At 67.5% G+C, this 19,717-nt stretch carries 19 protein-coding genes; 9 read left to right on the plus strand and 10 right to left on the minus strand.

Annotated features, from left to right (window positions below; genetic code table 11):
* Window positions 1-4: 4 nt before the first annotated feature.
* The gene (hemC, locus tag AC3WON_RS06765; protein WP_058696729.1) at window positions 5-1,018 is read right to left on the minus strand and encodes a hydroxymethylbilane synthase; all 1,014 of its coding nucleotides are present in this window, start codon (window positions 1,016-1,018) and stop codon (window positions 5-7) included.
* Window positions 1,019-1,092: 74 nt separating this feature from the next.
* On the opposite strand from hemC, the gene ppc reads away from it, so the two are divergent.
* Entirely contained in the window at window positions 1,093-4,131 is a 3,039-nt protein-coding gene (ppc, locus tag AC3WON_RS06770; protein WP_492351455.1) for a phosphoenolpyruvate carboxylase, read from the plus strand.
* A 102-nt stretch (window positions 4,132-4,233) separates the two neighbouring features.
* Here the strand turns inward: ppc and AC3WON_RS06775 are convergent, their stop codons facing one another.
* Window positions 4,234-4,860 (minus strand): ferritin-like domain-containing protein, encoded by a 627-nt coding sequence (locus AC3WON_RS06775; protein ID WP_492351456.1) that lies wholly within the window; start codon window positions 4,858-4,860, stop codon window positions 4,234-4,236.
* A gap of 160 nt (window positions 4,861-5,020) precedes the next feature.
* Between AC3WON_RS06775 and AC3WON_RS06780 the strand changes: the two genes are divergently transcribed.
* The 5 genes from AC3WON_RS06780 to AC3WON_RS06800 all read left to right on the plus strand — a co-directional run bounded on the left by AC3WON_RS06780 (window position 5,021) and on the right by AC3WON_RS06800 (window position 10,370).
* Entirely contained in the window at window positions 5,021-5,617 is a 597-nt protein-coding gene (locus AC3WON_RS06780; protein ID WP_010813835.1) for a sigma-70 family RNA polymerase sigma factor, read from the plus strand.
* Window positions 5,614-6,360: an anti-sigma factor gene (locus AC3WON_RS06785; protein WP_492351457.1), complete on the plus strand. Its 747-nt coding sequence runs from the start codon at window positions 5,614-5,616 to the stop codon at window positions 6,358-6,360. The genes AC3WON_RS06780 and AC3WON_RS06785 overlap by 4 nt, the downstream gene beginning before the upstream one ends.
* Before the next feature lie 133 nt (window positions 6,361-6,493).
* Window positions 6,494-7,906 carry an argininosuccinate lyase gene (gene argH, locus AC3WON_RS06790; RefSeq protein WP_492351458.1) on the plus strand — a complete coding sequence of 471 codons (1,413 nt, stop codon included), beginning with the start codon at window positions 6,494-6,496 and terminating at the stop codon, window positions 7,904-7,906.
* Window positions 7,907-8,097: 191 nt separating this feature from the next.
* Window positions 8,098-8,640 carry a TRAP transporter small permease subunit gene (locus AC3WON_RS06795; protein WP_492351459.1) on the plus strand — a complete coding sequence of 181 codons (543 nt, stop codon included), beginning with the start codon at window positions 8,098-8,100 and terminating at the stop codon, window positions 8,638-8,640.
* A complete protein-coding gene (locus AC3WON_RS06800; RefSeq protein ID WP_492318876.1) occupies window positions 8,637-10,370 on the plus strand; it encodes a TRAP transporter large permease in 1,734 nt (577 codons plus the stop codon). Before AC3WON_RS06795 ends, AC3WON_RS06800 begins: the two co-directional genes overlap by 4 nt.
* Before the next feature lie 43 nt (window positions 10,371-10,413).
* Here the strand turns inward: AC3WON_RS06800 and AC3WON_RS06805 are convergent, their stop codons facing one another.
* Window positions 10,414-11,328, minus strand: coding sequence for a LysR substrate-binding domain-containing protein (locus AC3WON_RS06805; protein WP_492318877.1), 915 nt, complete (start codon window positions 11,326-11,328; stop codon window positions 10,414-10,416).
* 126 nt (window positions 11,329-11,454) lie between these two features.
* On the opposite strand from AC3WON_RS06805, the gene AC3WON_RS06810 reads away from it, so the two are divergent.
* The 3 genes from AC3WON_RS06810 (at window position 11,455) to AC3WON_RS06820 (ending at window position 13,054) form a co-directional block, all read left to right on the plus strand.
* Complete coding sequence (locus AC3WON_RS06810; RefSeq protein ID WP_492318878.1) at window positions 11,455-12,153, plus strand: glutathione S-transferase family protein; 699 nt, start codon at window positions 11,455-11,457, stop codon at window positions 12,151-12,153.
* 261 nt (window positions 12,154-12,414) lie between these two features.
* Complete coding sequence (locus tag AC3WON_RS06815; RefSeq protein WP_010813840.1) at window positions 12,415-12,651, plus strand: FitA-like ribbon-helix-helix domain-containing protein; 237 nt, start codon at window positions 12,415-12,417, stop codon at window positions 12,649-12,651.
* The gene (locus AC3WON_RS06820; RefSeq protein WP_037023550.1) at window positions 12,638-13,054 is read left to right on the plus strand and encodes a type II toxin-antitoxin system VapC family toxin; all 417 of its coding nucleotides are present in this window, start codon (window positions 12,638-12,640) and stop codon (window positions 13,052-13,054) included. Before AC3WON_RS06815 ends, AC3WON_RS06820 begins: the two co-directional genes overlap by 14 nt.
* Window positions 13,055-13,122: 68 nt before the next feature.
* Here the strand turns inward: AC3WON_RS06820 and AC3WON_RS06825 are convergent, their stop codons facing one another.
* The 7 genes from AC3WON_RS06825 to fdh3B form a co-directional block, all read right to left on the minus strand.
* Window positions 13,123-15,396, minus strand: coding sequence for an arginine/lysine/ornithine decarboxylase (locus AC3WON_RS06825; protein WP_010813842.1), 2,274 nt, complete (start codon window positions 15,394-15,396; stop codon window positions 13,123-13,125).
* Between the two features lie 150 nt (window positions 15,397-15,546).
* Window positions 15,547-16,113, minus strand: coding sequence for a dCTP deaminase (gene dcd, locus AC3WON_RS06830; protein WP_010813843.1), 567 nt, complete (start codon window positions 16,111-16,113; stop codon window positions 15,547-15,549).
* A gap of 96 nt (window positions 16,114-16,209) precedes the next feature.
* On the minus strand, window positions 16,210-17,040 hold the full coding sequence (locus tag AC3WON_RS06835) for a formate dehydrogenase accessory sulfurtransferase FdhD (RefSeq protein ID WP_492351460.1): 831 nt from the start codon (window positions 17,038-17,040) through the stop codon (window positions 16,210-16,212).
* 64 nt (window positions 17,041-17,104) lie between these two features.
* Window positions 17,105-17,494 carry a hypothetical protein gene (locus AC3WON_RS06840; protein WP_492351461.1) on the minus strand — a complete coding sequence of 130 codons (390 nt, stop codon included), beginning with the start codon at window positions 17,492-17,494 and terminating at the stop codon, window positions 17,105-17,107.
* A 33-nt stretch (window positions 17,495-17,527) separates the two neighbouring features.
* Entirely contained in the window at window positions 17,528-18,736 is a 1,209-nt protein-coding gene (locus tag AC3WON_RS06845; protein WP_492351462.1) for a formate dehydrogenase subunit gamma, read from the minus strand.
* Window positions 18,737-18,800: 64 nt separating this feature from the next.
* Window positions 18,801-19,037 (minus strand): hypothetical protein, encoded by a 237-nt coding sequence (locus AC3WON_RS06850; protein WP_035816587.1) that lies wholly within the window; start codon window positions 19,035-19,037, stop codon window positions 18,801-18,803.
* Window positions 19,034-19,711, minus strand: a complete 678-nt coding sequence (gene fdh3B, locus AC3WON_RS06855) for a formate dehydrogenase FDH3 subunit beta (RefSeq protein WP_010813848.1) — start codon at window positions 19,709-19,711, stop codon at window positions 19,034-19,036. The genes AC3WON_RS06850 and fdh3B overlap by 4 nt, the downstream gene beginning before the upstream one ends.
* Window positions 19,712-19,717 lie beyond the last annotated feature (6 nt).

Consider the following 19,717-nt stretch of genomic DNA (forward strand, 5'->3'; position numbering starts at 1 on the left):
AGCCTCAGGCAGGAGCTTGGGAGCCGGCGGGATCGCCAGAATCGGCCAGTGCCGCGAGGATGGCTTCGGCACCCTGCGCCAGCAGGTCGCGCGCGCAGGCCTGGCCAAGCGCTTCGGCAGCAGCCAGGTCAACTGCCGGCCCGGACGCGGCAGCGCGGATGGCGCGCGTGCCATCGGGCAAGGCGACAAAGGCGTCCAGCTTCAGCTGATCGCCTTCCCAGCGCGCATGGGCGGCCAGCGGCACCTGGCACGAGCCGCCCAGCATGCGCGACACGGCGCGCTCGGCGCTCACGGCCAGCGCCGTCGGCTGGTGGTTCAGGGGCGCCAGCCATTGCGCAAGTTCAGGCCGGTTGGCCAGGATCTCGATGCCGAGGGCGCCCTGGCCTGCGGCCGGCAGCGACACCTCGATCGGGATCAGCGCGCGGATGCGCTCGCCCAGGCCCAGGCGCTTGAGGCCGGCGGCGGCCAGGATGATGGCGCCGTATTCGCCGCGATCCAGCTTGCCCAGCCGCGTGTCCAGGTTGCCGCGCAGCGGCTTGATCACCAGTTGCGGATAGCGGCTGCGCAGCGCGGCCTCACGGCGCAGGCTGGAGGTGCCGACCACGGTGCCGGCCGGCATCTCGTCCAGCGAGGCATAGGCGGAAGACACCAGCGCGTCGCGCGGATCCTCGCGTTCCATCACCGCGGTCAGGGCGAAGCCTTCGGGCAACTCCATCGGCACATCCTTGAGCGAATGCACCGCCAGGTCCGCCCGGCCTTCGTCCATCGCGAACTCCAGTTCTTTGACAAACAGACCCTTGCCGCCGACTTTGGACAGCGTACGGTCTAGAATCTGGTCTCCGCGCGTGGTCATGCCAAGAATGGACACGTCGCACGCGGGATAGTATTGTTGCAACGCAGCACGCACATGTTCTGCCTGCCACAGGGCCAGACGGCTCTCTCGGGAGGCAATGACGAGCTTTTGCGGAAGATTGCGAGACACGACAGCGGTAGAGGAAGACAGGGTGGCAGACGACATGCGTCAATGGTAGCACGCGACCCAATAGTCCCTCCGCATCAATAGATAAGCTAGAAGCAGAACGAGGAGATTGCATGACGCAGCATGCTGCGCGCCCCAACGGCCGGCGGACCGCCCCGGCTGCGAAAGACCAAAGCCCTGCCCTCGGCGCCGGCCAGGGTGACGCAAACGGCGCATCCGCCGCCGAACCGAAACGCCCCGCCAGCCGCAGCGGGACCAAACGTTCCCCCAAGCCCAAGCTTTCCATCGTGTCGAGCAACGGAACCACCATCGCCCCCACCGCCCGCCGCACCGCCGACAAGGACGTGCCGCTGCGCGAGGACATCCGCTTCCTGGGCCGCCTGCTGGGCGAATGCCTGCGCGAACAGGAAGGCGACGCCGCCTTCGAGGTGGTCGAGACCATCCGCCAGACCGCGGTGCGTTTCCGCCGCGAGAACGACCGCGCCGCCGGCGCGGAGCTGGACCGCCTGCTCAAGCGCCTGTCGCGCGACCAGACCAACCAGGTCGTGCGCGCCTTCAGCTATTTCTCGCACCTGGCCAATATCGCCGAGGACCAGCACCACAACCGCCGCCGGCGCGTGCACGCGCTGGCCGGCTCGCCGCCGCAGGCGGGCAGCCTGGCCCACGCGCTGGAGGCGATCGACGCCGCCGGCGTGACCGGCAAGCAGCTGCGCAAGTTCCTGGACGAGGCTCTGATCGTGCCGGTGCTGACCGCGCACCCGACCGAAGTCCAGCGCAAGAGCATTCTCGACGCCGAACGCGAGATCGCCCGCCTGCTGGCCGAGCGCGACCTGCCGATGACCGCGCGCGAGCGCGACCACAACACCGCGCAGCTGCGCGCCAAGGTCACCACGCTGTGGCAGACCCGCATGCTGCGCGATTCGCGCCTGACGGTGGCCGACGAGATCGAAAACGCCCTGTCCTACTACCGCACCTGCTTCCTGCGCGGCATCCCGCAGCTGATGAGCGAGCTGGAAGAAGACATCGCCGCGGTGTTCCCGACCACGCGCAAGCGCAAGGGCACCCCGGGCGCGCAGCCGGCGCCGCTGGCGCCGTTCCTGCAGATGGGCTCCTGGATCGGCGGCGACCGCGACGGCAACCCCAACGTCACCGCCGAGACGCTGGAGCACGCCGCCAGCCAGCAGGGGCAGATGATCATCGACTGGTACCTGGATGAGGTCCATGCGCTGGGCGCGGAGCTGTCGATGTCGACGCTGATGGTCGACGCCAGCCCGGAACTGCTGGCGCTGGCCGAGCGCTCGCCCGACCACTCCGAGCATCGCGCCGACGAACCCTACCGCCGCGCGCTGATCGGCATCTACGCGCGCCTGGCCGCAACCAGCAAGGCGCTGACCGGCCACGCCGTGCCGCGCCGCCCGGTGGCGCCGGCCGAGCCCTATGACAGCGCCGAGGCCTTTGCCGCCGACGTGCAGGTGGTGGTCGACTCGCTGCGCGCCAACCATGGCCAGGCGCTGGCCAACGGCCGTATCGACGCGCTGGCGCGCGCCATCGGCGTGTTCGGCTTCCACCTGGCATCGGTCGACATGCGCCAGGTCTCGGACGTGCACGAGGCGGTCATCGCCGAGCTGTTCGCCGCCGCCGGCATCGCCCCCGACTACGCCGCCCTGCCCGAGGCGCGCAAGCTGGAACTGCTGCTGGCCGAACTGCGCCAGCCGCGCCTGCTGACGCTGCCGTGGCACGAGTATTCCGAGCAGACCCGCAAGGAACTGGCGATCTTCGCCGCCGCGCGCGCGCTGCGCGCGCGCTATGGCAAGCGCATTGCGCGCAACTACATCATCTCGCACACCGAGACGCTGTCGGACCTGGTCGAAGTGATGCTGCTGCAGAAGGAATCCGGCATGCTGCAGGGCACGCTGGGCAGCAAGACCGACCCGGCGCGCATGGAACTGATGGTGATCCCGCTGTTCGAGACCATCGAGGACTTGCGCAACGCCGCCGGCATCATGCAGTCGCTGCTGGACCTGCCGGGCTTCGATTCGGTGATCGCGCACCATGGCGTCGAGCAGGAAGTGATGCTGGGCTACTCGGACTCGAACAAGGACGGCGGCTTCCTGACTTCAACCTGGGAGCTGTACAAGGCCGAGCTGGAGCTGGTGCAGCTGTTCGAGCAGCGCCAGGTCAAGCTGCGTCTGTTCCACGGCCGCGGCGGCACCGTCGGCCGCGGCGGCGGCCCGACCTACCAGGCCATCCTGTCGCAGCCGCCGGGCACGGTGAACGGCCAGATCCGTCTGACCGAGCAGGGCGAGATCATCAACAGCAAGTTCGCCAACGCCGAGATCGGCCGGCGTAACCTGGAAACCGTGGTCGCCGCCACGCTGGAAGCCTCGCTGCTGCCGCAGCAGAACGCACCCAGGGACCTCGACATGTTCGAGGCCGTGATGCAGCAGCTGTCGGACCGGGCCTTCACCGCCTACCGCGACCTGGTCTACGAGACCCCGGGCTTCAAGGACTACTTCTTCGCCACCACGCCGATCACCGAGATCGCCGACCTGAACCTGGGTTCGCGCCCGGCCTCGCGCAAGCTCATGGACAAGAAGAACCGCCGCATCGAAGACCTGCGGGCGATTCCGTGGGGCTTCTCGTGGGGCCAGTGCCGGCTGCTGCTGCCGGGCTGGTACGGCTTCGGCAGCGCGGTCAAGTCGCTGCTGGACACCGCGCCGGACGACAAGGCGCGCAAGCTGGCCGTGACCACGCTGCGCCGCATGGTCAAGACCTGGCCGTTCTTCTCGACGCTGCTGTCCAACATGGACATGGTGCTGGCCAAGACCGACCTGGCCGTGGCCTCGCGCTACGCCCAGTTGTGCGACGACGCGGCCCTGCGCCGCACCGTGTTCAACCGCATCAGCAAGGAATGGCATCTGACCTGCGAGATGCTGACGCTGGTCACCGGCCACCAGGAACGCCTGGCGGACAACCCGCTGCTGGCGCGCTCGATCAAGAACCGCTTTGCGTATCTCGATCCGCTGAACCACTTGCAGGTCGAGCTGCTCAAGCGCTTCCGCTCAGGCAAGGATGGCGATGACATCCGGGTGCGGCGCGGCATCCACCTGACCATCAACGGGGTCGCGGCGGGCCTGCGCAATACGGGCTGATTGGCGTCAGAATGCTGCCGGTCTGCGCCCCTCTCCCGCGTGCGGGAGAGGGGCGCTTCCACATCGGGCGGCAGCTCTTTCAAATGGCGCCAGTCTGACCCCTCACCCCACAAACGCCCCCGGCACCGGATCTTCACCCAGCGCGTGCAGCAGCACCGCCCAGTGCATCGCCTCGTCCCCGAGGATGCTGCCGGCGGCGCGAGTCAGTTCGCGGTTGTGGAAGTTCGGCAGCACGCCCAGGTAGGCGGCGGTGGCGCCCCTCTCCAGCCCCGCGGCAAAGCGCAGCACATCGGCCTGGGTCTTCAGCTTGTCAGTCGGGAAGGTGTATTCCGACGCCTTCTTCGCCACCACCGGGGTGCCGCCCAGCTTCGACACCGTCCCGGCCAGCACCTGCGCGTGCGCCTTGTGGTGGTCCTGGAACTTGACCGCGGTGGCGAGCACCGGCTTTTGCAGCAGGCCGCTTTCCGCGCCGACCTGGTAGGCGGCGATCGCCTGGTATTCCAGTCCCAGCGCGGTGTTCAGGATATTGATGTCGTCCCTGGTGCTGCCCGACTGGGTCTGCGCCCAGGCCGGCATGGACTCGCCTAGGCTGATGACGGCGAGCGAGCCCAGTGCGAACAGGCCCGGCGCCTTGAGCAGCCCGCGGCGGCGCGCATCGGGCGCGGTCACAATGCGGTCACGGGAATCGGCCGGATCTGCCGTGGCGGCAGTCGTGCGCATGCGTTCCATGGTGTTCTCCTGTGTGGGATCAACGGCGCCGCGGCCCGCAGCCTGGGGCCGCCATCGTGCGCCTGCCATCTGATACGCACGCCGGGGCCAATCGGATGCAAGGTCGTGCCTATAATCCGGCAACACCCTTTCGCGAGACGCCCCGGTGCCCCCCTCTCCGGTGTCCCCTTCCGCCGAAACCTACGCCGCGCCGCCCGGCGCCGAGCGGCTTGCGGCCCTGCTCCAGGCCGTGGCCATCGGCGAGCGGCAGGCGCTGCGCGGCCTCTATGACCTCACCGCGACGAAACTGTTTGGCCTTGCGCTGCGTATCACTGGCAGGCGCGATTGGGCGGAGGATGTCGTGCAGGAAAGCTTTGTCAGCATCTGGCACCACGCCGGCGACTACCGGCCGCACCTGGCCGCGCCGATGACCTGGATGACCGCGATCGTGCGCAACCGCGCGCTGGACTGCCTGCGCCGGGCGAGCGCGGCACGCGTCGGGCAGACGGTCGAGCTTGACGAAGACCTGGGCGAATGGCTGGCCGACGACACTGCCGGGCCCGCGGAACTGGCCGATGCCAGCCAGCAGGCACGCGCGCTCAACCGCTGCCTGCAGCGCCTGGAGCAGCCGCAGCGCCAGGCCATCATGCTGGCCTACCTGCAGGACCTGAGCCACGCCGAGCTGGCCGCCCGCCTGCGCGCGCCGCTGGGAACGGTCAAGTCCTGGATCCGGCGCGGCCTGGAGCGGCTGCGCAGCTGCATGGAGGGCGCGGCATGAAGCTGGCCAGCCATCCCGACCTGCTCGACCGCATCGCCGCGCAGTACGCGCTGGGAGTGCTGCGCGGCGGCGCACGGCGCCGCCTGGAACAACTCGCGCGCGAAGAGCCCGCGGTGCGCGCCGCGATCCACCGCTGGCAGGCGCGGCTGGCGGGCGTGGCCGAGTTGCAGGCGGCCGCCGAGCCGGTCGACAAGGTCTGGTGCGGGATCGAGGATCGCCTCGGCTGGAAGGTGGCAGATCAGGCCGGTCAGCCGGACCGCCCGGCCCCTGACACCCGCCCCGCGGACGGCTGGTGGCAGCGCCTGTGGTCGGCCCCGGTGTTCTGGCGTGGCGCCGCGGCGGCAATGGCCATGGTGGCGGTGCTGGCCGTCGGCATCCAGCTGGCCCGGCAGGATCAGGCGGCGCCGGCCGAGGTCATCGCCGTGCTGAACGACGACCGTGCCCAGCCTGCGATGCTGGTGTCGTGGGATGCCGGCGCACGCAGCCTGATCGTGCGCCGCCTGGATCACCTGGCGCTGAGCGACGAGCAGGTATTGCAATTGTGGGCGCTGCCTGCAAGCGGCAAGCCGCAGTCGCTCGGCGTGATCGGCCGGACACCCGAAGCCCGGCTGGCGCTGGCGCAACTGCCCGCGGCGGTGCCCGCGCTGGCGGTCAGCATCGAGCCGCCGGGCGGCTCGCCCAATGCCGATGGGCCAAGCGGCCCGGTGGTGTTCAAGGGGCCTGTGATCCACAGCCGGCTCTGATGAACGGCGCTGCCTCGCCGGCCGACGCCGCCAGCGGGCCGGCGGGCGATATAATCGCCGTTTCCCAATTTCTCGCGCCCGCCGCCGTCCGCACGCCGGCGCCTGCCCGCGCGAGCCACTGCAGCCGACGTCCATGTCCACCTCCCAACTTGCCAAGAAAGGCGAAGCCTGGTCCGCCCGCTTCTCCGAACCGATGTCCGACCTGGTGAAGCGCTACACCGCCTCGGTGTTCTTCGACAAGCGCCTGGCCCTGTTCGACATCCAGGGCTCGCTGGCCCACGCGGCCATGCTGGCAAAGCAGGGCATCATCGCCGAGGCCGACCGCGCCGAGATCGAGCGCGGCATGGCGCAGATCAGCGCCGAGATCGAGGCCGGCGGCTTCGAGTGGAAGCTGGACCTGGAAGACGTCCACCTGAACATCGAGGCGCGCCTGACCGCGCTGGTGGGCGATGCCGGCAAGCGCCTGCACACCGGCCGCTCGCGCAATGACCAGGTCGCCACCGACATCCGCCTGTGGCTGCGCAGCGAGATCGACAACATCATGGTGCTGCTTGGCGCGCTGCGCGCCGCGCTGCTGGACCTGGCCGAACAGAACGCCGACACCATCCTGCCCGGCTTCACCCACCTGCAGGTGGCGCAGCCGGTGACCTTCGGCCACCACCTGCTGGCCTACAACGAGATGTTCACGCGCGATGCCGAGCGCATGGCCGACTGCCGCAAGCGCGTCAACCGCCTGCCGCTGGGCTCCGCTGCGCTGGCCGGCACCAGCTACCCGATCGACCGCGAGTTCGTGGCGCAGCAGCTTGGCTTCGACGGCGTGTGCCGCAACTCGCTGGACGCCGTGTCGGACCGCGACTTCGCCATCGAATTCTGCGCCGCCGCCGCGCTGGTGATGACGCACGTGTCGCGCTTCTCGGAAGAGCTGGTGCTGTGGATGAGCCCGCGTGTGGGCTTTATCGACATCGCCGACCGCTTCTGCACCGGCAGCTCGATCATGCCGCAGAAGAAGAACCCCGACGTGCCCGAACTGGCGCGCGGCAAGACCGGCCGCGTCAACGGCCACCTGATCGGCCTGCTGACGCTGATGAAGGGCCAGCCGCTGGCGTACAACAAGGACAACCAGGAAGACAAGGAGCCGCTGTTCGATACGGTCGATACCGTCGTGGACACATTGCGCATCTTTGCCGACATGGTGCCGGGCATCACCGTCAAGCCCGAAGCGATGCGCGCCGCCGCGCTGCAGGGCTACGCCACCGCCACCGACCTGGCCGACTACCTGGTCAAGAAGGGCCTGCCCTTCCGCGACGCCCACGAAGCCGTGGCCCACGCGGTGCGCGCCTGCGACAGCCGCCAGTGCGACCTGGCCGACCTGAGCGTGGCCGAGCTGCGCGAGGTCTCGGGCCTGGGCGACAAGGCCGCGCTGATCGGCGACGACGTGCACGCGGTGCTGACGCTGGAAGGCTCGGTCGCCGCGCGCGACCATATCGGCGGCACGGCGCCGGCGCAAGTGCGCGCCGCCATCGCGGCCGCGCGCGCGGCGCTGTAACAGCGGGACCCTCTGTAAGTTTCGCGTAAGTTTTGCGCAAGAAGAAGCCACCGCGGCGCGAGCCCGGTGGCTTTTTTTGTTGGCATTCCCCATTCTGGCGCAATCTCGTCGCCCCCGTAGGTAGTAGCCCCTAGCGCCTGCGAATTTTGTTACAGATAAACTAGGCGCCGCAAAAACCGGGGAGACAACCCATGTATTACTTGCTTGGTCTGTCACGACAGATCGACAGGTTGAATCAGCACACTGGCAGGCTTGCAAACATCATGATCCTGCTGTCGTGCCTGATCAGCGCAGGCAACGCCCTTCTGCGCTATGGCTTCAACTTGAGCGACAACTGGCCACTCGAACTGCAGTGGTACATGTTTGCCATTGCCGTGATGTTCGGCGCCTCCTACACCTTCCAGCGCAATGAGCACGTGCGCGTAGACCTGTTCTACGGCAACGTGTCGGAACGCGCGCAGCACTGGATCGACATCTTCGGCATCGTCGTATTCCTGCTGCCCTCGTGCGTGCTGTTCACTTGGCTGTCGTGGGAATCGCTGTTTCTGCCCTCGTGGCGCATCCTCGAGCAATCGGGCAATTCCGGCGGCCTGCCGCGTTACCCGATCAAGCTGGTGGTGCCCATCGGCTTTGCCCTGCTGACGCTGCAGGGCGTGTCCGAACTGATCAAGCGCTTCGCCGCCCTCAAGGGCCTGGTGCGCATCGAATCCAAGTACGAGAGGCCGGTTCAATGATTCCGTTGGAATATATGCCGCCGATGATGTTCGGCGGCCTGGTGCTGTTCATGCTGATCGGCTTCCCGGTCGCGTTCTCGCTGTCGGCGGTGGGCCTGGCCTTCGGCTTCCTGGCAATCGAATGGGGTTACTTCCCGGCCAGCTTCCTGCAGGCCGTGCCGAGCCGCGTGTTCGGCAGCGTGCTGGCCAACGAGCTGCTGCTGGCGATCCCGTTCTTCACTTTCATGGGCGCCATCCTGGAGAAATGCGGGCTGGCCGAGGACATGCTGGACTCCATGGGCCAGCTGTTCGGCCCGGTGCGCGGCGGCCTCGGCTACTCGGTGATCCTGGTCGGCTTTATCCTGGGTGCGATCACCGGCACGGTGGCCGCACAGGTGATCGCCATGGCGATGATCTCGCTGCCGGTGATGATGCGCTACCGCTACAACATGAAGTACGCCACCGGCGTGCTGGCCGCATCGGGCACCATCACGCAGCTGGTGCCGCCGTCGCTGGTGCTGGTGGTGCTGGCAGACCAGCTCAAGACCCCGATGGGCAGCGCCGACGTCGGCAGCATGTACCTGGGCGCCTGGGGCCCGTCGGTGATCCAGATCGCGCTGTTTGCGCTCTACACCTTCTTCCTGACGCGCTTCAAGCCCGACTGGCTGCCGCCGGTTCCCGCCGAAGCGCGCACGCTGCGCGGCTGGCCGCTGTGGCGCAAATGCCTGCGCGGCATTATCCCCTGCGCAGTGCTGATCTTCCTGGTGCTGGGCACCATCATGCTGGGCATTGCCACGCCGACGGAATCCGGGGCCATGGGCGCGGTCGGCGCGCTGGTGCTGGCAGTGATCCGCGACAAGGCCTTTACCCGGATCGACCGCCAGATCTACCGCGTCGGCATCGCCGCCACGCTGGTGGCCGCGGCGGTGGGCTTCTTCGCCTTCGGCTCGCACGTGTTCCGCATCCCGCTGGCGGTGGTGTACCTGGTCATCCTCTGGCTGCTGCTGCGCGCCGGCCAGATGACCGAGCTGCGCCTGCTGATCGTCGATGCCTACCAGTCGACCGCGCGCATCACCGCGATGGTGGTGTTCATCCTGATCGGCTCCACCTGCTTCTCGGTGGTGTTCCAGGGTGTGGACGGCGGCGCCTGGGTGGAGCATCTGTTCACCTCGCTGCCAGGCGGCTGGATCGGCTTCCTGATCGTGGTGAACCTGTTTATCTTCTTCCTGGCCTTCTTCCTGGACTTCTTCGAAATCGCCTTCATCGTGGTGCCGATGCTGGCGCCGGTGGCGGTCAAGGTGCTGGCACCGGTGGTGGCCGACTCCATGGGCGGCAACCCGGAAGCCGCGGCGACGGCGGCGCTGGTGTGGTTCGGCGTGATGCTGTGCGTGAACATGCAGACCTCGTTCATGCACCCGCCGTTCGGCTTCGCGCTGTTCTACCTGCGCGGCATCGCGCCGAAGGAAGTGAAGAGCTCCGACATCTACTGGGGTGCCCTGCCCTGGGTCGGACTGCAGATGGCGATGGTGCTGCTGGTGATGTTCTGGCCGGGCATGGTGACAGGGCTGCTGGACAAGGGTTCGCTCAAGCACAGCAACGCGGCGGAGGTCAGTATCCCGCTTGGCGCAGAGCCGGAGAAACCGGCGTCGGCGCCAGGACCGGCCGCCCCGCCGGGTTCGCTGGAACTGCCAGGCGCGGCACCGGCGCCTGAGCCCGCGACACCGCAGTTCGAGTTCGAAAAGAAGAACTGACCCGGATGGCAGACCCAGGGCCCCGCAGCAATGCGGGGCTTTTTCATGGGCGCGCGTCCGCCCCGGCGCCGGCCGGCGCCAGGCATTGCACCAGGAAATCCACCGTCGCGCGCACGCCGGGCAACTGCCCGCGCCGCGCCGGCATCAGCAGCGTGGTGGTCACGCTGCCCGCGGTCCAGTCCGGCAGCACGCGCACCAGTTCGCCGGCCGCCAGCGCCGCGCGGCAAAGTTCCTGCGGCAGCGGCACGATACCCAGCCCCGCCACGGCGGCACCGAGCAGCACGGCGGATTCGTTCACGGTCATGCGGGGCACCGGCGTGACTTCCGCACCCGTGCCGGCCGGCCCGCGCAGGCGCCAGGTGCCGGCGGCGGCCCCGGTCAGCAGCCCATCATGGTCGGACAGCTGCGCGGGCGCTTGCGGCGTGCCGCGGCCCGACAGGTAGGTGGGCGACGCCACCAGCACGATCTCGTCCACTGCAAGCTGGCGCTGCACCAGGCCCGAGTCCGGCAGCGGCGCGAAATGGCTGCGTACGGCAATGTCAAAGCCCTCCTGCACCAGGTCGACCCTCCGGTCGGACACCTCCAGTTGCACGTGCAGGCGCGGATAGGCACGGGCCAGCGCGGGCAGGTGCATGGCCAGATACTGCTGCGCGGTAGGCACCGACGCCGTGATGCGCACCGTGCCGCTGGGTTCGGCCACGCGCCGCTGCACAGCCTCCTGCGCCGCCTCGGCCTCGATCAGTGCCGCGCGCGCATGCTCGTAGAAATCCCGGCCGGCATCGGTCAGCGTAAAGCTGCGTGAACTCCGGTAGAGCAGCCGCGCCTGCAGCGCCTGCTCCAGTTCGGCCACGCGCTTGCTGACGGTGGATTTGGGCACGCCCAGCGCGCGCCCGGCGGCGGCAAAGCCGCCATTGGCCACGGCCATGACAAAGAAGCGCAGGTCGTTCAGGTTCAGCATGACGGCGCAAAGTCTACACATGTGGACGATAGGTCGGATTTTTGCCCACTACTCGCGCAAAGTCCACACATCTACAGTTCCGCTATGCCCGATCGGCGGGCGCTACCCAAACCAGGAGAACTTCCCATGCCTACCACCACCCTCTTCTATGGCGTCCCCTCTGGCTGCTCGTTCGGTTCGATCGTCGCGCTTGAATGGCTGGGCGAACCGTATCGCCTGAGCCGCATCGAGATGCCGGAAATCGTGACCAGCGACGCCTACCGCCGCATCAACCCGATTGGTGAAACGCCCACGCTGATGGACGCGCAAGGCAACTTCCTCAGCGAAAGCCAGGCGATCATGAACCACATCGGCGCGCGCGGCATCGCCCGCAAGCTCGGCTTTGCGCAGGACACGCGGGATTTCGACCGGCTCAACCAGATGCTGGGCTACCTCAACACCAGCTTTTTCAGCGCCTTCGCGCCGCTCTGGTACGCGCTGGAGCATGGCGTGCAAGGGGCCGAACTCGAGGCCCTGACCCGCTATGGCGCGGCGGAAGTCCGCAACGTGCATGCCGAGCTTGAAGCCATGCTGGGCGACCGGCGGTGGCTGCTTGGCGAGCACCGCACGGTGGCCGACGCCTATTTCATCGGCATCGCCCGCTGGACCAAGTACCACGCGGTGCTGAACCGCGAGGACTATCCGAACCTGCAGCGCCTCTACAACCAGCTGGAAGCCGATCCGGCGGTACGCTTCGCCCACGCCGTCGAGCGGCAGGCGCCGGCGCAAAGCCAAGGCGGCTTCCAGGGCCATGTCACGCTGGAGGAAGTCCTGGCGCAGCGCTGATCCGCGGTGCGGCGGTATTGTGAAAGGGAGCGTTGCGGGAACGAGACGGGCGCGCGATTGCGAATCGGCTCATCGACCGGCGCCCCGGCGCGGCCCAGACTGGCTCCTGCGTTCAGCGACTTGATCCAGGAGATCACCATGCAAATCACCAAAGCCTTGGACCGGCCCGGCACCGCCACAATGTATGGCCTGCCCTCGATACGTGACCGCCGCAATGATAACAATGCTATCATTCCTCCATCCGATGGTGAGGAGGTCAAGATGGCAACACTACTCGTTCGTGGCATCGATGAATCCCTGGTCCAGCGCCTGCGCGAGCGGGCCGTCGCCAACGGCCGCAGCGCCGAGGCCGAGCACCGCGCCATCCTGGCGCAGGCGCTGGGCGGCACGCGCCGGCGCAGCCTGGCCGAGGTGCTGGCCAGCATCCCGGACGTCGGGCAAGACGCCGACTTCGAGCGGATCCAGAATCCAGGCGAGGCGCCGCGTGTATTTGATTGATACCAACGTCATCAGCGAAACGCGCAAGCGCGAACGCGCCAACCCCGGCGTGCGCGCGTTCTTCCGGCAGGCGGCGCGGGAAGGTGCCGCGCTCTACCTGTCGGCGCTGACCGTGGGCGAACTCCAGCGTGGCGTAGCGCTGATCCGCCACCGCGGCGATACGGCGCAGGCCGAGGTGCTGGAGCAATGGCTGGCAACCGTGCTGGAGGATTTTGGCCGGCTGGTGTTGCCGGTCGATGCCGACGTCGCCCAGGTCTGGGGCCAGCTGCGCGCACCGCGGCCTGAGCACGCGCTGGACAAGTTCATTGCCGCCACCGCGCTGATCCACGACCTGACCATTGTCACGCGCAATGTTGAGGACTTCCGCGGCACGGGCGCGATGCTGCTGAATCCGTTCACCTAGCCTCACCCCAAAAGAAAGGGCCCCGCATAGCGGGGCCCTGCTCACGTCAGCGGGACGCGGACTGGCGTTCAGCCGCCCTGCTTCACGCAGTCGACAAAGTACGCCGTCTTGCCGTCGACCTCGTCCTCGACCAGGCCATGGATGTCGGTCTCGAAGCCAGGGAACAGCTTGTTGAACTCGCGCGCGAACTTCAGGTACTGCACGATGGTGCGGTTGAAACGCTCGCCCGGAATCAGCAGCGGAATGCCCGGCGGGTACGGCGTCAGCAGGATGGCGGTGACGCGGCCCTCCAGGTCGTCGACCGGCACGCGCTCGATCTCGCGGTGCGCCATCATGGCCCAGGCGTCCGACGGCTTCATCGCCGGCTCCATGTCCGACAGGTACATCTCCGTCGTCACACGGGCCACGTCGTTGGCCTTGTACACGCTGTGGATCGCATCGCACAGGTCACGCAGGCCCATGCGCTCGTATTGCGGATGCTTGGCGACGAATTCCGGCAGCACGCGCCACAGCGGCTGGTTCTGGTCGTAGTCGTCCTTGAACTGCTGCAGCTCGGTCACCAGCGAGTTCCAGCGGCCCTTGGTGATGCCGATGGTGAACATGATGAAGAACGAGTACAGCCCGGTCTTCTCGATGATGATGCCGTGCTCGGCCAGGTACTTGGTGACGATGGCCGCCGGGATGCCGCGTTCGCTGAACTCGCCGTCCACGTCCAGGCCCGGGGTGATGATGGTGGCCTTGATCGGGTCGAGCAGGTTGAAGCCGTCAGCGAGGTCGCCGAAGCCGTGCCAGCGCTCATTGGCCTTGAGCATCCATTCTTCGCGGTCGCCGATGCCGTCTTCGATCAGTGCGTCCGGGCCCCACACCTTGAACCACCAGTCGCCGTTGTTGCCGTCGTCGTAGTCGCCCTCGACCTTGCGCATGGCGCGGCGGAAATCCATCGCCTCCTGGATGCTCTCTTCCACCAGCGCGGTGCCGCCCGGCGCTTCCATCATCGCCGCGGCCACGTCGCACGAGGCGATGATCGAGTACTGCGGGCTGGTCGAGGTGTGCATCAGGTACGCCTCGTTGAAGCGGTAGCGGTCCAGCTTGCGCGTCTCGGAATCCTGCACCAGGATCTGCGAGGCCTGCGACAGGCCGGCCAGCAGCTTGTGCGTCGACTGCGTGGCGAACACCAGCGCGTCCTTGCTGCGCGGGCGGTCCTTGCCGATCGCGTGCATATTGCGATAGAAATCGTGGAAGGCCGCATGCGGCAGCCAGGCTTCATCGAAGTGCAGCGTATCGATCTCGGCGGCCAGCATTTCCTTGATCTGCTCGGCGTTGTACAGCACGCCGTCGTACGTACCCTGGGTGATGGTCAGGATGCGCGGCTTCTGGTTCTTGGCCTTGCTGGCGAACGGGTGGTTGGCGATCTTCTTCCTGATCGTCTCCGGATCGAACTCGCTCTTCGGGATCGGGCCGATGATGCCGTAGTGGTTGCGCGTGGGCATCAGGAAGACCGGGATCGCGCCCGTCATCATGATCGCGTGCAGGATCGACTTGTGGCAGTTGCGGTCCACCACCACGATGTCGCCCGGCGCCACATTGGCATGCCACACCATCTTGTTCGAGGTGGAGGTGCCGTTGGTGACGAAGTACATGTGGTCGGAGTTGAAGATGCGCGCGGCATTGCGCTCCGACGCGGCCACCGGACCCGTGTGGTCCAGCAGCTGGCCCAGTTCGTCGACCGCGTTGCAGACGTCGGCGCGCAGCATGTTCTCTCCGAAGAACTGGTGGAACACCTGGCCCACCGGGCTCTTCAGGAACGCCACGCCGCCCGAGTGCCCCGGGCAATGCCACGAGTACGAGCTGTCCTGCGCGTAGTCGATCAGCGCCTTGAAGAACGGCGGCGCCAGCGTGTCGAGGTAGACCTTGGCTTCGCGGATGATGTGGCGTGCCACGAATTCCGGCGTGTCCTCGAACATGTGGATGAAGCCGTGCAGCTCGCGCAGGATATCGTTGGGGATATGGCGCGAGGTGCGGGTCTCGCCGTACAGAAAGATCGGCAGGTCCGAGTTGCGGCGGCGCACTTCGGTAACGAAGGCGCGCAGCTTTTCGATCGCGGCGGCCTCGAGCTGGTCATCGCCGTCGCGCGTGAACTCGTCGTCGTCGATCGAGACGATAAAGGTCGATGCCCGGCTGGACTGCTGCGCAAACGACGTCAGGTCGCCGTAGCTGGTCAGGCCCATGACCTCCATGCCCTCTTTCTCGATCGCCTCGGCCAGCGCGCGGATGCCCGAGCCGGAGATGTTCTCGGAGCGAAAGTCTTCGTCAATGATGATGACGGGGAAACGGAATTTCATCGGGCATCCTTGATGGAAAGCAGGACATAAAGGACTTGAGCCACATGGCCGGCGGGAGGTTCCCCGCTGCGGCGACATGTGGCTCTGACGTCAGGTGTGGCGGCCATTCTCGGGGCCAGCCTTCCGGCAAACGCCGGCATTGTAATGCGCTCAGGTCTTCGGCAGTGTGACACCGTGCTGGCCCTGGTACTTGCCGCCGCGGTCGCGGTACGAGGTCTCGCAGACTTCGTCGCTTTCGAAGAACAGCACCTGGGCGCAACCCTCGCCGGCGTAGATCTTGGCGGGCAGTGGCGTGGTGTTGGAAAACTCCAGCGTCACATAGCCTTCCCACTCCGGCTCGAACGGCGTCACATTGACGATGATGCCGCAGCGGGCGTAGGTGCTCTTGCCCAGGCAGATGGTCAGCACGCTGCGCGGGATCCGGAAGTATTCCATCGTGCGCGCCAGCGCGAACGAATTGGGCGGGATGATGCAGACATCGCCCTTGAAATCCACGAACGACTTCTCGTCGAAATTCTTCGGATCGACGATGGTGCTGTTGATATTGGTGAAGATCTTGAATTCGTCGGCGCAGCGGATGTCGTAGCCGTAGCTCGAGGTGCCGTACGAAACGATCTTGCGCCCGTCCTGCTCCCGGACCTGGCCTGGCGCGAACGGCTCGATCATGCCGTGCTGCTCCGCCATGCGGCGGATCCACTTGTCGGATTTGATGCTCATAAGGTTGGGAGGGTAAACACACTGGCTCGGAGTGCGCCGCATTGTACAACCAATCGCGCCCACCCCTTTAAGCAAACGCAAACAACCAAGTGACGCTTACGCCACTGCGTCTTCAGGCAGCCGGTGGCGGAAGCGCTCGCGCCCGGTGTAGAGCAGGAAGTGCTTGCCGGTGCAGCGCGCAAACAGCGTCAGGTTGACGCGCCGGGCCATCTGGTAGCCCATCTGCGTCACGCCCGAGCGCGACAGCAGGAACGGGATGCCCATCTGCGCGCCCTTGATCACCATCTCGGAAGTCAGGCGCCCGGTGGTGTAGAAGATCTTGTCGCCGCCCGTCATGCCTTCCAGCCACATGCGCCCGGCGATGGCGTCCACGGCGTTGTGGCGGCCCACGTCCTCGATGAACATCAGCAGCTCGGTGCCCTGGAACAGCGCGCAGCCGTGCACCGAGCCAGCCTGCTTGTAGACCGACTGCTGCAGCCGGATGGTGTCGATGATGCCGTACAGGGTGTCCTGGTCCAGCGTGGCGCCAACCGGCAGGCGGATGTTGTCGACCTCATCGAGCAGCGAGCCGAACACGGTGCCTTGCCCGCAGCCGGTGGTCACCACGCGGCGCGCGGTGCGTTCCTCGATGCGGTCCACGCCATTGCGCGTGGTCACGGCGGCCGACTCGGTTTCCCAGTCGACCTGCACCGCGGCGATGTCTTCGATCGATTCCACCAGCCGCTGGTTGCGCAGGTAGCCCAGCACCAGGTGCTCGGGCGCGCCGCCCAGGGTCATCAGCGTGACCAGCTCGCGCTTGTCGAGGTAGACCGTCAGCGGACGCTCGCCCGGCAGGTAGGCCGCGCGCACGCGGCCCTGCTCGTCGACGACTTCAACCTCTTCGATCAGGGGAACGGCTGCCTGGGTAAGCTCGGGACGCAGGGTCATGACGAGGGGCTCGGGGCTGCTGGTGAGGGCCCCCGCGCCGCGCGCGGCGTGCATGGGGCTGTGGTTACGGCGCCTTTGCAGGGGATTGTACCGCGCCGGCCGCGGCTGGTTTGGCGTCGGCCGCGGTGCTGGCCACGGCTGGCGCCGGGGCGGCAGGCGCAGCGGCGGTCGGCGCCACAAACGGGCCCGGATCGGCACACGCGGCGGCTTGCGACGGCGCGCGGGCTTCCTGGCCGTGGGCCTTGCGCTCGGCGAAGTAACGCGCCGCGGTCTTGTCCTGCGCGCGGCACAACTGGTAGGCGGCGACCTTGTCGGCCCAGGCGGCGCGCGCCTTGGTCTCGGCGGCCTTGGCCTGCTGGGCCTCGGTCGGCGGCGGCAGCTTGGCCAGCGCGCCGGTGGCAAGGGTGGCGCCCGCGCACAGGGCAACCAGCGTCAGGGTGCGTGTCTTCGTCATCGTGGGTTCCGCATGGTCTGGTTAGCGCCGGCCTCAGGCTTCGCCCGGGGTATGCCGGGGGCTGCGCCCCGCGGCGGCTTCCGGGCTGGCCGATCGCTGGGCCGGGATCTTGCCGGACTTGATGTCGTCGTACCAGTGCTCGTGGTGCTCCCTGGCCCAGGCCTCGTCCACCCAGCCGTCGCGCATGGCACGGTAGGCGCCTTCCATGCCGACCGTGCCCATGTAGATATGGCCGCACGCCATCGCGATCATCAGCACGGCCGAGATCCCATGGATCACGTTGGCGATCTGCATGGTCGCGCGGTAGTAGTCCATGCCCGGCACGATCATGTCCAGCACCCAGCCCGATGCCGACAGCACCAGCCCGAACACGAACACGCCGATCCAGAACCACATCTTCTCGCCGGCATTGAAGCGCCCGCTCGGCACATGCTTGCCGGATGCCAGGCCGCCAAGGCTGGTGACCCAGCGCATATCGTCGCGGTTGGGCAGGTTGTCGCGCACGAACACCACGAAGGCCACGATCACCGACAGCGTGAAGATCGGGCCGATCACGTTGTGCAGGTTCTTCAGCACGTAGGTCAGCCAGCCGAACAGCATGTGGCCCATCAGCGGCAGCAGGAAATGCTTGCCCAGCAGCAGCACGATGCCCGACACCGCCAGCACCACGAACGAGATCGCCATGGTCCAGTGGACGATGCGCTCAAGCGGCGTGAAGCGCTCGATCATGCGGCCGGTGCGCGGCGTGCGCAGCGGGATGGTGCCGCGCCAGAGGAAGAAGCCCAGGATGGCAAGCGGCACCACCAGCAGCAGCCAGCCGCCCCAGACGGTGATGACGCCGTTGCGGAACAGGCGCCATTGCTGCCCGGTGCGCTGGATCAGCACGCCCGCTTCCTTGTCGGGCAGGCTGCTGTAGTGGCGCTGGTCGGAATTGACCTCGCGCCAGACCGGCGCATTGTTGCCGGGCTGCGTGACGGTGCGCTGCTGCTGCGACTGGGCCTCGGCGGCGATATCGCGGCGCGGTATGTTGAAGATATTCTCGGATGCGATGCCGGCCAGCGGCTGGACCGGGTGCGTGGCCGGGTTGTTGGTGTCGGCATTGGCCTGCGCGGCGGCCGGTGCCGGCGGTGCCGAGGCCGGCGCCTGTGCGGCGGCGGTGCCGGCAAAGGCCGCCAGCGCCAGCGCGCCGGCGCTGAGCCAGCGCCGCCAGCCTGCGCGGCATGCATTCTGCGACGGCGTCATGTGCACTCCTTCGGATCGTCGAGGGCCGGCGCCCGGCTGCCGGGGCGGCCCAGCTGCAGCGCCTTCATTGCGTGCGGTTGTACTCGTTCTGCAACTGGTTGCGCTGCCGAATCTGGTTGTCCCAGCTGGTCTTGTCGCCCTGCTTCCAGCCCTTGGCCACGAACGGATCGTCCGGGGCGCCCTGGAAGGCCTGGGCGTCAGCCTTGCGGTGCGACGGGCCGATGGTCTGCGGCTTCTCGCCGCAAGCTGCCAGCAGCACGCCGCACAGCGACAGCAATGCAACAACGCGGACGCGGTTCATGACGCTTGCCCTCCCGGGGCCGCGGGTGCGGCCGGTGCGGCGGGCGCCGGCTGTGCCGGTTGGGCCGGCTGGGCCGCGCCGCCCTTGGCGGTGCCGTAGGCCGTGCCCCAGCCGAACACGTCGCCGCCGGTGCCGCGCTTGATCACGCGGTTGCGCAGGATGTCGGCAATCACATCGCCGTCGCCGCCCAGCAGCGCCTTGGTCGAGCACATCTCGGCGCACAGCGGCAGCTTGCCTTCGGCCAGGCGGTTGCGGCCGTATTTCTCGAACTCAGCTTCCGAGCCGTTCTTTTCCGGGCCGCCAGCGCAGAAGGTGCACTTGTCCATCTTGCCGCGCACGCCGAAGGTGCCGGTCGACGGGAACTGCGGCGCGCCGAACGGGCAGGCGTAGGAGCAGTAGCCGCAGCCGATGCAGACGTCCTTGTCGTGCAGCACCACGCCGTCCTCGGTGCGGTAGAAGCAGTCGACCGGGCAGACCGCCATGCAGGGCGCGTCCGAACAGTGCATGCAGGCCACCGAGATCGATTTCTCGGCGCCGACCATGCCGTCGTTGACGGTGACCACGCGGCGCCGGTTCACGCCCCAGGGCACCTCGTGCTCGTTCTTGCAGGCAGTGACGCAGCTGTTGCACTCGATGCAGCGCTCGGCGTCACAGATAAATTTCATGCGTGCCATGGTGTC

It is taken from the genome of Cupriavidus sp. FW305-46, from assembly GCF_058787075.1.

Bases quoted from the DNA above. Each gene is read 5' to 3' on its own strand.
- hemC (WP_058696729.1), bottom strand. From the start codon at position 1,018: ATGTCGTCTGCCACCCTGTCTTCCTCTACCGCTGTCGTGTCTCGCAAT.
- ppc (WP_492351455.1), top strand. From the start codon at position 1,093: ATGACGCAGCATGCTGCGCGCCCCAACGGCCGGCGGACCGCCCCGGCT.
- AC3WON_RS06775 (WP_492351456.1), bottom strand. From the start codon at position 4,860: ATGGAACGCATGCGCACGACTGCCGCCACGGCAGATCCGGCCGATTCC.
- AC3WON_RS06785 (WP_492351457.1), top strand. From the start codon at position 5,614: ATGAAGCTGGCCAGCCATCCCGACCTGCTCGACCGCATCGCCGCGCAG.
- argH (WP_492351458.1), top strand. From the start codon at position 6,494: ATGTCCACCTCCCAACTTGCCAAGAAAGGCGAAGCCTGGTCCGCCCGC.
- AC3WON_RS06795 (WP_492351459.1), top strand. From the start codon at position 8,098: ATGTATTACTTGCTTGGTCTGTCACGACAGATCGACAGGTTGAATCAG.
- AC3WON_RS06800 (WP_492318876.1), top strand. From the start codon at position 8,637: ATGATTCCGTTGGAATATATGCCGCCGATGATGTTCGGCGGCCTGGTG.
- AC3WON_RS06805 (WP_492318877.1), bottom strand. From the start codon at position 11,328: ATGCTGAACCTGAACGACCTGCGCTTCTTTGTCATGGCCGTGGCCAAT.
- AC3WON_RS06810 (WP_492318878.1), top strand. From the start codon at position 11,455: ATGCCTACCACCACCCTCTTCTATGGCGTCCCCTCTGGCTGCTCGTTC.
- AC3WON_RS06815 (WP_010813840.1), top strand. From the start codon at position 12,415: ATGGCAACACTACTCGTTCGTGGCATCGATGAATCCCTGGTCCAGCGC.
- AC3WON_RS06825 (WP_010813842.1), bottom strand. From the start codon at position 15,396: ATGAAATTCCGTTTCCCCGTCATCATCATTGACGAAGACTTTCGCTCC.
- dcd (WP_010813843.1), bottom strand. From the start codon at position 16,113: ATGAGCATCAAATCCGACAAGTGGATCCGCCGCATGGCGGAGCAGCAC.
- AC3WON_RS06835 (WP_492351460.1), bottom strand. From the start codon at position 17,040: ATGACCCTGCGTCCCGAGCTTACCCAGGCAGCCGTTCCCCTGATCGAA.
- AC3WON_RS06840 (WP_492351461.1), bottom strand. From the start codon at position 17,494: ATGACGAAGACACGCACCCTGACGCTGGTTGCCCTGTGCGCGGGCGCC.
- AC3WON_RS06845 (WP_492351462.1), bottom strand. From the start codon at position 18,736: ATGACGCCGTCGCAGAATGCATGCCGCGCAGGCTGGCGGCGCTGGCTC.
- AC3WON_RS06850 (WP_035816587.1), bottom strand. From the start codon at position 19,037: ATGAACCGCGTCCGCGTTGTTGCATTGCTGTCGCTGTGCGGCGTGCTG.
- fdh3B (WP_010813848.1), bottom strand. From the start codon at position 19,711: ATGGCACGCATGAAATTTATCTGTGACGCCGAGCGCTGCATCGAGTGC.